Origin of the sequence: Paenibacillus sp. R14(2021), from assembly GCF_019431355.1 — a bacterium.
GTDB lineage: Bacteria > Bacillota > Bacilli > Paenibacillales > Paenibacillaceae > Paenibacillus_Z.
Genome location: NZ_CP080269.1, coordinates 3,995,001 through 4,007,546, shown reverse-complemented (window position 1 = coordinate 4,007,546; position 12,546 = coordinate 3,995,001). Strand labels below are relative to the sequence as shown.

13 protein-coding genes and 2 rRNA genes (1 of these 15 cut by a window edge) are annotated in these 12,546 nt (G+C 49.8%); 2 read left to right on the top strand and 13 right to left on the bottom strand.

The features are described from left to right. Positions 1-6 precede the first annotated feature (6 nt). Positions 7-1,323, bottom strand: coding sequence for an HD domain-containing protein (locus KXU80_RS18640; RefSeq protein WP_219834699.1), 1,317 nt, complete (start codon positions 1,321-1,323; stop codon positions 7-9). Positions 1,324-1,596: 273 nt separating this feature from the next. Here KXU80_RS18640 and KXU80_RS18635 point away from each other — a divergent pair, with 273 nt between their 5' ends. Next, positions 1,597-1,851 (top strand): AbrB/MazE/SpoVT family DNA-binding domain-containing protein, encoded by a 255-nt coding sequence (locus KXU80_RS18635; protein WP_090648939.1) that lies wholly within the window; start codon positions 1,597-1,599, stop codon positions 1,849-1,851. A 121-nt stretch (positions 1,852-1,972) separates the two neighbouring features. Here the strand turns inward: KXU80_RS18635 and rsmI are convergent, their stop codons facing one another. The 10 genes from rsmI to KXU80_RS18585 form a co-directional block, all read right to left on the bottom strand. Then, positions 1,973-2,866 carry a 16S rRNA (cytidine(1402)-2'-O)-methyltransferase gene (gene rsmI, locus KXU80_RS18630; RefSeq protein ID WP_219834698.1) on the bottom strand — a complete coding sequence of 298 codons (894 nt, stop codon included), beginning with the start codon at positions 2,864-2,866 and terminating at the stop codon, positions 1,973-1,975. After that, positions 2,863-3,630 carry a tRNA1(Val) (adenine(37)-N6)-methyltransferase gene (locus KXU80_RS18625; protein WP_219839111.1) on the bottom strand — a complete coding sequence of 256 codons (768 nt, stop codon included), beginning with the start codon at positions 3,628-3,630 and terminating at the stop codon, positions 2,863-2,865. The genes rsmI and KXU80_RS18625 overlap by 4 nt, the downstream gene beginning before the upstream one ends. A 91-nt stretch (positions 3,631-3,721) precedes the next feature. Further along, entirely contained in the window at positions 3,722-4,123 is a 402-nt protein-coding gene (locus KXU80_RS18620; protein ID WP_219834697.1) for an initiation-control protein YabA, read from the bottom strand. Between the two features lie 47 nt (positions 4,124-4,170). After that, positions 4,171-4,974 carry a PSP1 domain-containing protein gene (locus tag KXU80_RS18615; protein WP_219834696.1) on the bottom strand — a complete coding sequence of 268 codons (804 nt, stop codon included), beginning with the start codon at positions 4,972-4,974 and terminating at the stop codon, positions 4,171-4,173. 4 nt (positions 4,975-4,978) lie between these two features. Continuing rightward, entirely contained in the window at positions 4,979-5,956 is a 978-nt protein-coding gene (holB, locus tag KXU80_RS18610; RefSeq protein WP_219834695.1) for a DNA polymerase III subunit delta', read from the bottom strand. 21 nt (positions 5,957-5,977) lie between these two features. Beyond that, positions 5,978-6,421 (bottom strand): YaaR family protein, encoded by a 444-nt coding sequence (locus tag KXU80_RS18605; protein ID WP_219834694.1) that lies wholly within the window; start codon positions 6,419-6,421, stop codon positions 5,978-5,980. Between the two features lie 20 nt (positions 6,422-6,441). Next, the gene (locus KXU80_RS18600) at positions 6,442-6,771 is read right to left on the bottom strand and encodes a cyclic di-AMP receptor DarA (RefSeq protein WP_219834693.1); all 330 of its coding nucleotides are present in this window, start codon (positions 6,769-6,771) and stop codon (positions 6,442-6,444) included. A gap of 138 nt (positions 6,772-6,909) precedes the next feature. Next, complete coding sequence (tmk, locus tag KXU80_RS18595) at positions 6,910-7,536, bottom strand: dTMP kinase (protein WP_219834692.1); 627 nt, start codon at positions 7,534-7,536, stop codon at positions 6,910-6,912. A gap of 64 nt (positions 7,537-7,600) precedes the next feature. Next, on the bottom strand, positions 7,601-9,076 hold the full coding sequence (locus tag KXU80_RS18590) for an aminotransferase class I/II-fold pyridoxal phosphate-dependent enzyme (RefSeq protein WP_258171473.1): 1,476 nt from the start codon (positions 9,074-9,076) through the stop codon (positions 7,601-7,603). Positions 9,077-9,274: 198 nt separating this feature from the next. Then, the gene (locus KXU80_RS18585; RefSeq protein WP_219834690.1) at positions 9,275-9,463 is read right to left on the bottom strand and encodes a sigma factor G inhibitor Gin; all 189 of its coding nucleotides are present in this window, start codon (positions 9,461-9,463) and stop codon (positions 9,275-9,277) included. A gap of 224 nt (positions 9,464-9,687) precedes the next feature. Here KXU80_RS18585 and KXU80_RS18580 point away from each other — a divergent pair, with 224 nt between their 5' ends. Beyond that, positions 9,688-10,218: a transposase gene (locus KXU80_RS18580; protein ID WP_219834689.1), complete on the top strand. Its 531-nt coding sequence runs from the start codon at positions 9,688-9,690 to the stop codon at positions 10,216-10,218. A 91-nt stretch (positions 10,219-10,309) separates the two neighbouring features. Here KXU80_RS18580 and rrf read toward each other — a convergent pair. Both rrf and KXU80_RS18570 read right to left on the bottom strand, forming a co-directional pair. Beyond that, positions 10,310-10,426: ribosomal RNA gene (gene rrf / locus KXU80_RS18575) — 5S ribosomal RNA — on the bottom strand. 123 nt (positions 10,427-10,549) lie between these two features. Then, positions 10,550-12,546, bottom strand: a 23S ribosomal RNA gene (locus KXU80_RS18570) (it continues 931 nt past the right edge of the window).

Genomic DNA, 12,546 nt, shown 5'->3' with positions numbered 1-12,546 from the left:
CCCTTTCTACATTAAAGCAAATAATTCGCGAATATTCGCGGAAAGCAAATGAACCGATTGAAGCAGCGGTTCTTCTGGGTAATAGAGATGGTACTTGCCTTGATGTATGCCGGTAATGGAACGAACAATGTCGGATCGGCCGGAGATTTCCGACAAACGATCATCTCCGGAGAGCAGCAGAATCGGCGGTTTTTCTTCATTCTCCGTCATGCCGGCCGTTCCTGGACGATACACATGGTAGGGCATGTCAAACGGAAAGTCAATTTCTAGATGATAGCTTGGATGTAGACCGATTGCGCTGAACTGCTCGCGGATTTCCTGCCAGAGCGCCTCATTCGGCTGGTCCATCGTTACATATTTATACAATCTGCGGTCAAGAAAGCGGCGGCATAGGTCAGACAGTACGAAATCGTGTTCTTTCCCCCACTCGGAGAAAGCGGTTTGGACAAGCGCCTCATCCAGTGCGATATAGTCTTCAAGATCAATCATGCCCGAGATCAGTTTTTCCAACGGAGCCATCATCCAACCAAACGGATAGCCACCCGCGTAAAGCTCCATTGCTCTGCGAAATATTTGTCTAAGAATAATTTCAGAGCTTCTGGTTACCGGGTGAAAATACACCTGCCAATACATTTGATACCGGGACATGAGATAATCTTCCACGGCATGCATGCCGCTTTCTTTGACGACGATCCGCCCCTGATATGGTCTCAGCACCCGCAGGATCCGCTCCAAATCGAAGGTACCGTAATTGACCCCCGTGAAATAAGCATCGCGGAGCAAATAATCCATCCGATCCGCGTCCATCTGACTGGAAACTAGACTAACGACAATCGGCTGATGATAGGTTTTGCAAATGACGGATGCAATCCGCTCCGGATATGAGCGGTCAAAGGCACGCAGCACCCGGTTGATTTCCGTATCCTCAAGAAGCAGACGGCACGTCCATTCTTCGTGACGCGTGTCGAACACATCTTCAATGGAATGAGAGAACGGACCGTGGCCGATATCATGAAGCAGTGCCGCGCATAGCGCAACAAGCTTCTCCTCCTTCGGCCAATCCGGATAGCCGCTCCGCTCGAACTGTGAAATGATTTTGCGTGTGATTTCATAGACGCCGAGCGAATGCGAGAATCGGCTGTGCTCTGCGCCATGGAAAGTTAAATAAGAAGCGCCGAGCTGCCGTATGCGCCGAAGACGCTGAAACTCCCGGGTATTAATCAAATCCCAAATCAGCTGATCCTGCACATAGATGTATTTATGAACGGGGTCTTTGAATACTTTCTCTTCAGGCAGTCGGTCCCTTGCATGATTCGCAACCATTTCTTAGCCTCCTTAGCGTTCGCCATTTCGACACAACCTGTCGAATATTTGTCGAATGATGTCGTAATCCCATTTCCAATATGAGCCCCACTGTTGTAGTATATATAGTATAAACAAGTGCCCATTTCTAGAGATAATATGGTCACAATTGGTCATTTTTGCCGATAATGGCAGGTTGACTATTTTGGGAAACGTTGGTATTATATAGACATTCAATGATAGAATTATGTCGAATCGTGACGACTATTGCATATGAAAGGAGAACGAAAAGAAATGATGAAATCTACTGGTATCGTTCGTAAAGTTGATGAGCTTGGCCGCGTTGTTATTCCAATTGAATTGCGCCGTACGCTTGGAATTGGAGAGAAGGACGCACTGGAAATTTACGTAGACGGCGAACGCATTATGCTGAAGAAATATGAGCCTGCATGTATCTTCTGCGGCAATGCAGAGAACGTCGCTTATTTCAAAGGCAAAATCGTTTGCAACGTTTGTCTGACAGAAATGCCGACTCCCGTAACAAAATAAGAGAGACAAATCCAAAATTATCAGTTATAATAACATTATCCCATTTGTTAATTCTAACCTTTAAATACTCCTTGATGCCTTCCTGGGCCTTATCGGCCAGGAAGGTCTTTTTTTTGTTCGCTTACTTCTTCATAACTTCATTATAAACATCCCGCTTCTGCAGCCCTCTGTCTTGTGCAGCCCGCTTGATCGCTTCCTTGCGATCTCCAAGCTGTACTTCATACCGCTCCACATGCTCTTCGACGCTGAGCGTGCTCCACCAAGAGGTTTCCTCAAGCTTTGCTGCAGCTTCTTCCTCCGCGCCGATCCCGGCGACTACGAGACAATACTCGCCGAGCGGCGGATGCTCTTCCAACCAAGCCATGCATTCCGATATCGTGCCGCGCGCAACTTCCTCATGCCGTTTGGTCAATTCTCTGACCATGGCCATCTTACGGTTGCCCCACTGCTCTAACATCGCGGGTAAGGTCTTCGTTATTCGATGCGGCGATTCGTAACAGATCAAGGTACTGTCTTGACGCTGCAGTCGTTGCAGCCATATGTTCAGCGGTTTGCGATCCCGAGGCGGGAAGCCGGCAAACAGGAACTTCTCCGTCGGCAGGCCTGAGACGATTAGTGCAGACAAAGCCGCATTGGCTCCCGGAATCGGCACAACCGTTAACCCGCGCTCCGCCGCCGCCGCCGCCAGATCTGCGCCAGGATCAGAGATCGCCGGCAGTCCCGCATCGCTGACAAGCGCGATTGACTGCCCCTCCTCCAATAAACGAATAAGCTCAGGACCGCTCGCTTCCTTATTATGTTCATGATAGCTGACCAGTCGCGAGTTAATTTCGAAATGAGCTAGCAGCTTGCGGGTTTGACGCGTATCTTCTGCCGCAATAAGATTGACTTCTTTTAAGATTCGGATCGCGCGAAACGTCATATCCTCCAAATTACCGATCGGCGTACCGACCAAATATAACGTGCCTGTGGCGTGTTTGGTGCCATCTCCTTGGAAGCTTCGCTGTACAATCATTTACCGTTCTCCTTTGTATGCACGCCTGCAGCTGCCTGATTGCCGTAGTAAATTTGCATTAACTCTTCATTATACTGGCGCTCTTCATTATAAACGATTAACGGAGGCAGCATCTTCATATCAGGCTTCCCGTCTCTAGCTGCTTCAATGAGTACCATATTGGATTCCGCCTCTGCATGCGGATGGACGAATCTCATTCGTTTGGGTTCCAGCTTCCATTTACGCATCGTTTCCAGAATTTCTACTAAGCGTGAAGGTCGATGAACCATAGCCATGCGGCCGCCAGGTCGAACCAATCTTGCGCAAGCAGCGACAATGTCATTCAATGTACCATTGCGTTCATGCCTGGCCATTGCAAAATGCTCGTTCTCATTCTGATCGCCCGTCCCCGCCGGCATGTAGGGTGGATTTACCGTGATGAAATCATAGGTGCCATGGCCATTCTGCTTATGAAAATCGCGCAGGTCGCCTTCGTAAATCGTGATTTGTTCCTCCAGGCCGTTTGCCTCAACACTGCGCTTTGCCATATCAGCCAATCGCGGTTGAATTTCCACCGCGTCGATGGCAGCTTTCGTTCGCGTTGTCAGAAGGAGCGGAATAACGCCATTGCCGGTACACAGGTCAAGAATCCTGCCGCGCGGTGGAATAGCGGCAAATCGTGCCAGCAGCACCGCATCCATCGAGAAGCTGAACACTTCTCTGCTTTGAATAATATGTAATTGATGCGTTAGTAGATCATCCAGCCGTTCATCCGGTGCCAGCATAACCTCTTTTACCACGTTTCATGCTCCTCATCCAATCGATTTTCAGTTCTCTTCAATAAAAACAAGACCCTGCGGAAGAGGGTCTTGTTCGTTAATCTTTATTAAGAAACGAAAGGCAGAACAAACAGTCGCCTTCTGTCCGCAAATGTCCGTAATACAAGTTGCAAATATGAAAGCCTTCATGATAAAGCCGAGCTAAATTGTCATAGCCTTGACCGACTGCAGCAGGATCGCCAGTCATCACGGGCTCCTCTGAAGCATCGTCTTGAACGGCAGCTGCCGCATCCAAGACAATCGGCTCTGATTTCGGCGTCGGCGCAAATACAGCCGTTTCCCGCTTCAATACTTTGCGCAGCTGGCCGTTCTCTATGCTTAGCCGATTATTCTCTTCAAGCAGCGCTTTAATCTTCTGCTTCATCGTACCCAGCTCTGTATATAAGCTGCCCAAATGCGTTTCCAACTCACTGATCTCACTAAAAATGTCTTTTTTCAAGTTTCCACCCCAAGGCTATACAGCTTCGGATTTCACAGTACCGGTAATCATTTGATCACAACATCATCCAGCGGCAGTTCTTTCGGCTTGCCTCCAACGTCGAACAACTGAACATAAACCGATTTGGTTCCTGCGTTAATGCCCGTTACTTTGCCTTCGCCATAAGAAGTGATGACCACCTTGCCGATCGCCGGCAATTCTTCGCGAACACTCTCATAATTGTCATGCTCGTATTTGAGGCAGCACATTAAGCGGCCGCATAATCCGGAAATTTTCGTAGGATTTAGCGATAAGTTCTGATCCTTCGCCATCTTGATGGACACCGGCTCGAAATCGCCAAGCCAAGTCGAGCAGCACAGCACGCGGCCGCATGGACCGATACCGCCCAGCATCTTCGCTTCATCGCGAACACCAATTTGTCTAAGCTCGATCCGCGTGCGGAATACGCTTGCCAAATCCTTAACCAGCTCGCGGAAATCGACTCTGCCTTCAGCCGTGAAGTAGAAGATGATCTTATTCCGATCGAAGGTAAACTCAACATCAACCAGCTTCATCTTCAACTGATGATCTCTTATCTTCTCCAGACAGGTAGCAAAAGCATTCTTTGCCGCTGCCTTATTTTCTTCGACTATTTTCGCGTCGTTGTCACCGGCGATGCGAATGACCTTCTTCAGCGGCAGGACGACATCTGACTCGCCAACCTGTTTTGGTCCCACCACGACTTTGCCATACTCGATTCCTCTCGCCGTCTCAACAATGACAAACTGTTCCTTATCAATGTTGAATTCGACGGGATCGAAGTAGTAGATTTTGCCCGCTTTCTTAAAACGGACACCAACGACGTTATACAACTATTCACCCCTCCTGTACGCGGATCAGAAGCTGCTCAAGTGCCAACTGCGGCGACACATGTGCGCGTATGCGCTTGCCGGCCTCGAGTGTATGTTCCATGCATGCCACCCAGCCCTCCGCCGAACGCGCATATGCATGCTTGCCAATCCAATCAAGCTGATCTATAAAAACGAGTGATTCATGTCTTCCTGCTTGATAATGAATCATATCCTTGTACCAAAGTACAAGCATGGATAGAAGAAGCTGCGGCTGCTCGCCTAGCTCCGTCTTTATAATTTGCTGCTGCAAGGACAACATTGCCGCGGTGAACCGGGTCAGACTGTCCTTTCCTAATTGTATCACTACGTTTCTCATTTCTGCAAACCCATTCTGTTGGGTTAACGCCCTGCAGGCATCAAGACCTGACGCGAGCTGCACAGCTGCGCGCGCTGGAAGCTGCGGCACGCCTTCATTCGCTAATGTTTGCAGCATATCCTGCGGCGCAAGCGGCATGAAAGGCACCCACTGCGTGCGCGATCTAATCGTCGGCAGCATGGCTTGCCCATTCTCGGTGAGCAGAATCGCCACGACAGCCGACTGCGGCTCTTCTAGAAACTTAAGCAGGCTGTTTGCCGCTTGAAGCGTCATTGTTTCCGCACGCTGCATGATATAGATTTTCCGGGCTGTATTTATGTTTCGATAAGCAAGCTCTCTTTGAAGCTCGCGAATTTGGTCGATTTTAATGGAATTGCCGTCAGGCTCGACGATATGCAAATCCGGTTGATTGCCATGCTCGAATTTTCGGCATTCCAGGCAATGGCCGCAAGCATCATCGCCGGCCTCCGAGCAGAACAGCGCTTTGGCAAATGCCATCGCCATGCCCATACGCCCGCTTCCAGGCGGCCCGCTGAATAAATAGGCATGTGAAACTTTGCCGCTGGTCAGTGCATATTGCAAAATACGTTTTGCCTTCGGTTGTCCCGCAAGCTGTGCAATGCTCATACCGCGTAAATCCTTTCTATCTTAGAAGAACAAATTAATGAGTATGCCGCGAATGTCGCCGATCGTCTGGAGCAGCTTCAGCCGTCCTTCCTCGGTCTCCAGGAGTTCCTCTCCCATAGATATAAGCGAGCTGTCGATTTCCTCAAGCAGCTTGTACCTCTTCGTACGGCCGCGCCGGTCGAATCCGCGTGTTTCCTTCATCCCGATACCGCGTCTAACGGTATCCTCTAGAAACTGCTTCACCATTTGGCGATAGAGCTTAAGCTCTCTGACCGTCATGGATCGAGAGAGCCTTTCGCCTTGATTATGAATATCCTTAAGCTTCTCCTGAAGCTGTTCAATCGTCCGCTGCTCATCCTGCACATTCATAACATCCGCAAAATTTTTCATGGCAACAGGCTTGGAGCCGGTATCGGGGCGTGAACGGTCCGCACCTAACGGACGCCAGCCGGGATTGATTTTCATTGCTCATTCACGCCCTATGATTAGAAATGTTCAAAACGTTCAACAGGTACGACAAAGACAGCTGCTCCGCCAACCTGCACTTCTACAGGAAATGGAATGTAAGAATCTGTTGTGCTGCCCATCGGAGAAACAGGCGAAACGAGCTGGTCACGCACCTTACAATTGGCACGGATCACCGTCATTACTTCATGCACACGTTCATCCTCAATCCCGATCATGAACGTCGTATTGCCCGCACGCAGGAATCCCCCCGTACTTGCAAGCTTCGTTGCCCGGAAACCTTCTCTTACGAGTGCATTCGACAATCGATTGCTGTCTTTATCCTGTACAATAGCAACAACTAACTTCATCCTTATCCCTCCCATAATAGATCCCTTGAAACGATAACGGCTATAAGCCTGTCTATTTACGATCAGAACCCCATACCTGATATGATGCGGAAATTAACGTGCTATACTTATTATTTGACATCGAATGTAAATAATCCTTCAAAATCGCTGTTTTAATATAGAAAGCACGTCATTTAGGACCGTTTTTGGCGGCTGTTCGGCATTAATTCGGATGATCCGGTTTGGCTCGTCAGCCAACAATTTGCGGTACCCTTCTTGAACGGCTCTATGGAATGCGAGACCTTCCAGATCGAGCCGATTGATTTCTCGTTCCTCAGCCGAATTGATTCTGGCTAAACCGGCTTCCGGAGAAATATCGAGCCAAAATGTGAGATCCGGCATCATGTCGTCAATCGCAAACTGGTTAATGGATCGAACCTCCTCGATACCGAGCCCGCGCGCATAGCCCTGATAAGCCAAGCTGCTGTCGATGAATCGGTCGCAAATGACAATATCTCCGCGGGATAACGCAGGCATTACTTTTTCGACAAGATGCTGGCGTCTTGCTGCCGCATAAAGCAGTGCTTCCGTCCGTGCATCCATTGCAGTATTGCCCTTATCCAGGATAACACCGCGAATCTGCTCCGCAATAGGAATGCCTCCAGGTTCTCTTGTCGTCCATACGTTCTTACCTTGTTCGTGCAGCGATCGGGCAAGTTCGGCAATTAATGTCGTTTTTCCCGCACCTTCCCCGCCTTCAATCGTCAAAAACAAGCCTTTTTCCACCTGCCGTGCTCCTCTGTCTGTTTATACCCCTATCATATCAAAGCCAATCATACGCGTAAATGTGCTATCCCAGCGATACGACGGCAATGGTTTGCATAGTAGGGTCAGCCGCCCCCTGGCATCTGGCACCGTCATTGACGAGCTGGCGAATAGCTGCGACCGCTTCGAAAGTGATGAGCTCGCCCTCGTAGAGTAAGGGAATCCCGGGCGGATATGGAATGACTGCTTCTGCCGCCTTTCTACCGACGGCTTCCTCAAGGTTCACACGCTGCGAGTCGTTATGGCCGTTTCTTCTTGCACCTAATCTGCCGAATAACACGGGCTCAGATATTTGGTATGGGATTTCAGTGATTACAGGCTTCTCCTGCGGTCTTGTCGATGTGATGCTCTTGTTGGAATCCGAAGCAATTGCTATTGCAAGCAGTGCTTGCTGCAGCCGAGCCGCGTCATCCGCCGAGGCAGCCATTCCGAAGAGCAGTACCACATAACGGGAGTCCGCCATTTCCGCGTAACATCTGAAGCGTTCCAGCTGTTTCTGCAGCTCGAAGCCTGTTAATTTACCGCTGGAATCGCAAAGAACGATACGCAGCGGATCCGTTTGAATCGATGAATCTTCCGTCATTTCAACCAAGCGATATTGATCCTGCTCTATAATCCAATGCCTGAAAGCCGCAGCTGTTGCTAACCCCTGCTGGAACAATGCAGTTCCGCCGTAGAAATCGATCATTGCCCGGGTAATATCAAGCGATGCCATGATGGGATAGGACGGACTGGAGCTTTGGATCATGCGAAGCGACTCTCTAAGCGCCGTTCGGTCGATTTGCTCACCCTGGACATGAAGCATAGCACCCATCGTCAGCGCCGGTAATGTCTTATGCGTCGATTGAACAACCGCATCGGCTCCGGCAAGAAGAGCAGATGGCGGGAACGCCGGGTGAAGACCGTAATGTGCGCCGTGAGCTTCATCTACCAGCAGCATTTTTCCATGCCGATGTATGAGATCCACATAAGCTCGCAGATCTACACTGAGCCCGTAATAGCTCGGGTTTGTGAGAAATACTGCTTTGGCCTCGGGATAGCGGTTCAGCGCATCTTCTAGATGCGACAATTGCGGAACGATATTCAAGCCGCTAGCCACATCTCTGGCGGGCATCATGAAGACCGCTTTGGCTCCTGCCAGCTTCAGTCCATTTAATACGGATTTATGAGCATTTCGCTGGACGATAATTAGATCTCCAGGCTCGCACACAGACAGCAGCATCGCCAAATTGCCAGCCGTACTCCCGCCAACAAGAAAGAAGGTCTGCTCCGCGCCAAACGTCCGTGCTGCTAAGCGCTGGGCTTCATCGATCATGCCGGTAGGTTCATGCAGATCATCAGTAATAGATAACTCCGTGACATCGATGTTCATCACGGTTTCTAACATACGCCGCGCTGCATCAGGTATGCCTGGCATGGCCAATAGCGATTGACCGTATTTATGCCCTGGTACATGCAAACTGAGCGGCTGCGATCGATGGAGTTGAAGTAGTACTTCCAATATAGGTGAATGCCATATTCGGCTTCCTGAAGCGGACAAATCTTTTCCCCCTGGTTCTTATTTGCTTATGTTCTCATCATAAATCATTCTGACCTTGACATAAACTGCAGGAGAAAAGAAAAAATCCCCCGATCTCTCTCGATAAATGACTACGACACGAGAAAAATAAGGGATTAAATAGCTGCTTGGATGCAGGGTCTATGCATTATTTTGAAGCCAGATGCGTCTTAGCTGATGAATAAAAAATGGATACTTCGCATCCTGTACCTCTGTGCGGACCATTTCGCTTTCGCACGATTCGCATATAAATTCATCAATAATCCGAATACCTTCCTGTTTCTCATGACCGCATATAATGCACGCACTGCTTGAAGGTTGTTCCGTCATTTCGCTTCACCTCATTGTAATAAAATATGCCATTGTTACTAGTATGCCACAAAGTCTAGCAACCTATACGACTTTCATAGCCCATTTCAAATAGTAATACAGTTTATGTTGCAACGCCCAGAATGGTGACGTGCTGCTTGTACTTCTTTTGATGGGCAGGTCTTCATAATAGCTCCATAAAATCCGATACATTGATGTAGATTGATGAAAGGATTGACGATATCATGCGAGGCAAGCTAGCTGAACAGGAGAAGGCAACGATCTACCAGTACCAGCTAAAGCAAAAAATAACCGTTCGTGATGAATTGTATCGCAGTCATCTCTGTGTATTAGCCATTCTGGCTATCTTCCTGCTTATTATGTACCGCGTAGAGGGTGTAAAAGCATTGGGAATCGGCATTATTGGCACCCAAATTATCCATTTCATTATCATTCGCCTGACACTTATACGTGTAGATGAGCCGGATTACAGGCGTTGGGGATGGAGAGTTGTTGCACCTTGGATCGGTTACATCCCGACTGCGCATATCGAACTTGGTTTATTCCGGAGGCTGCACCGTCATTTACTATGGCTTGGATTATGTGCGATAGGAGTCTTCTATCCTTGGGCCAACGAAGCAACGATGATCAGTCTAATTATGTGTCATGTTTGGTTTCTTGCACCGCGGCTTGTTGTTGTACGAAGATTAAAAAAAGCAAAGCGCGAAGGTATACTCAAAATCGCATCAAACGAAGTCAGCTTTTATCACCGTTAATGGGCTTCCAGCGAAGCCCAGCGGATAGCAGCTGACTTTTTAGTTGAAAGCAACAAAAAACCGATCGCAGAAACTGCGATCGGTTGTTCGTGCTTGGCAACGTCCTACTCTCCCAGGACCCTGCGGTCCAAGTACCATCGGCGCTGGAGGGCTTAACGGTCGTGTTCGGGATGGGTACGCGTGGTTCCCCTCCGCCATCGCCACCAAACGATGTACATACAGAGCTGTCTTTCACCCTGAAAACTGGATACGAACCTTTGCGAAGGTCATTACTTAGCTGAACGAAGATGTTAACGTTAGTTTCCGAAGTGAACCCCTTAACAGGGTTCAATAGGATAAGCCCTCGACCGATTAGTATTCGTCAGCTGCATGCATTGCTGCACTTCCACCTCGAACCTATCAACCTGGTCGTCTACCAGGGGTCTTACGAATTGGGAAATCTCATCTTGAGGGGGGCTTCACGCTTAGATGCTTTCAGCGCTTATCCCGTCCGCACTTGGCTACCCAGCGGTGCTCCTGGCGGAACAACTGGTACACCAGCGGTGCGTCCATCCCGGTCCTCTCGTACTAAGGACAGCTCCTCTCAAATTTCCTACGCCCACGACAGATAGGGACCGAACTGTCTCACGACGTTCTGAACCCAGCTCGCGTACCGCTTTAATGGGCGAACAGCCCAACCCTTGGGACCTACTTCAGCCCCAGGATGCGATGAGCCGACATCGAGGTGCCAAACCTCCCCGTCGATGTGGACTCTTGGGGGAGATAAGCCTGTTATCCCCAGGGTAGCTTTTATCCGTTGAGCGATGGCCCTTCCATTCGGTACCACCGGATCACTAAGCCCGACTTTCGTCCCTGCTCGACTTGTAGGTCTCGCAGTCAAGCTCCCTTATGCCTTTGCACGCTGCGAATGATTTCCAACCATTCTGAGGGAACCTTTGGGCGCCTCCGTTACATTTTAGGAGGCGACCGCCCCAGTCAAACTGCCCACCTGACACGGTCCCTGTACCGGATTACGGTACCAGGTTAGAACTCCGATACGATCAGGGTGGTATCCCAACGTTGCCTCCACCGAAGCTGGCGCTCCGGCTTCTTAGGCTCCCACCTATCCTGTACAGATCGTACCAAAGTCCAATATCAAGCTGCAGTAAAGCTCCATGGGGTCTTTCCGTCTTGTCGCGGGTAACCTGCATCTTCACAGGTATTAAAATTTCACCGGATCTCTCGTTGAGACAGCGCCCAAGTCGTTACGCCATTCGTGCGGGTCAGAATTTACCTGACAAGGAATTTCGCTACCTTAGGACCGTTATAGTTACGGCCGCCGTTTACTGGGGCTTCGGTTCATAGCTTCGCCTTGCGGCTAACCACTCCCCTTAACCTTCCAGCACCGGGCAGGCGTCAGCCCGTATACTTCGCCTTACGGCTTCGCACAGACCTGTGTTTTTGCTAAACAGTCGCTTGGGCCTTTTCACTGCGGCCCCCTCGGGCTATTCACCCTACCGAGGCACCCCTTCTCCCGAAGTTACGGGGTCATTTTGCCGAGTTCCTTAACGAGAGTTCTTCCGAGCGCCTTAGCATACTCTGCTCGACTACCTGTGTCGGTTTGCGGTACGGGCACCTTCACCTGGCTAGAGGCTTTTCTTGGCAGCCTGAACTCATGACCTTCGCTACTGCAATTTTCGCTCCCCATCACAGCCCAGCCTTATCGATGTGCGGATTTGCCTACACATCAGCCTCACTGCTTGGACGGGCATCCATCAGCCCGCGTCACTATCCTTCTGCGTCACCCCATTGCTCGTAACGGCTTACGGTGGTACAGGAATATCAACCTGTTGTCCTTCGACTACGCCTTTCGGCCTCGCCTTAGGTCCCGACTTACCCTGAGCGGACGAGCCTTCCTCAGGAAACCTTAGTCTTACGGCGGACAAGATTCTCACTTGTCTTTTCGTTACTCATACCGGCATTCTCACTTGAATGCGCTCCACCAGTCCTTACGGTCTGACTTCAACGTACATTCAACGCTCCCCTACCCCTGCAACATAAGTTGCAAGCCATAGCTTCGGTGGTGTGTTTAGCCCCGTTACATTTTCGGCGCAGAGTCACTCGACCAGTGAGCTATTACGCACTCTTTAAATGGTGGCTGCTTCTAAGCCAACATCCTGGTTGTCTTTGCAACTCCACATCCTTTCCCACTTAACACACACTTGGGGACCTTAGCTGATGGTCTGGGCTGTTTCCCTCTTGACAATGGATCTTAGCACTCACTGTCTGACTCCCGGATATAAGTACATGGCATTCGGAGTTTGACTGGACTTGGTAACCCTTGGCGGG

What these genes read in the sequence shown, in the direction of transcription:
- KXU80_RS18640 (WP_219834699.1), bottom strand. Translation starts at nt 1,323, where the DNA reads ATGGTTGCGAATCATGCAAGGGACCGACTGCCTGAAGAGAAAGTATTC.
- KXU80_RS18635 (WP_090648939.1), top strand. Translation starts at nt 1,597, where the DNA reads ATGATGAAATCTACTGGTATCGTTCGTAAAGTTGATGAGCTTGGCCGC.
- rsmI (WP_219834698.1), bottom strand. Translation starts at nt 2,866, where the DNA reads ATGATTGTACAGCGAAGCTTCCAAGGAGATGGCACCAAACACGCCACA.
- KXU80_RS18625 (WP_219839111.1), bottom strand. Translation starts at nt 3,630, where the DNA reads ATGCTGGCACCGGATGAACGGCTGGATGATCTACTAACGCATCAATTA.
- holB (WP_219834695.1), bottom strand. Translation starts at nt 5,956, where the DNA reads ATGAGCATTGCACAGCTTGCGGGACAACCGAAGGCAAAACGTATTTTG.
- KXU80_RS18605 (WP_219834694.1), bottom strand. Translation starts at nt 6,421, where the DNA reads ATGAAAATCAATCCCGGCTGGCGTCCGTTAGGTGCGGACCGTTCACGC.
- KXU80_RS18600 (WP_219834693.1), bottom strand. Translation starts at nt 6,771, where the DNA reads ATGAAGTTAGTTGTTGCTATTGTACAGGATAAAGACAGCAATCGATTG.
- KXU80_RS18585 (WP_219834690.1), bottom strand. Translation starts at nt 9,463, where the DNA reads ATGACGGAACAACCTTCAAGCAGTGCGTGCATTATATGCGGTCATGAG.
- KXU80_RS18580 (WP_219834689.1), top strand. Translation starts at nt 9,688, where the DNA reads ATGCGAGGCAAGCTAGCTGAACAGGAGAAGGCAACGATCTACCAGTAC.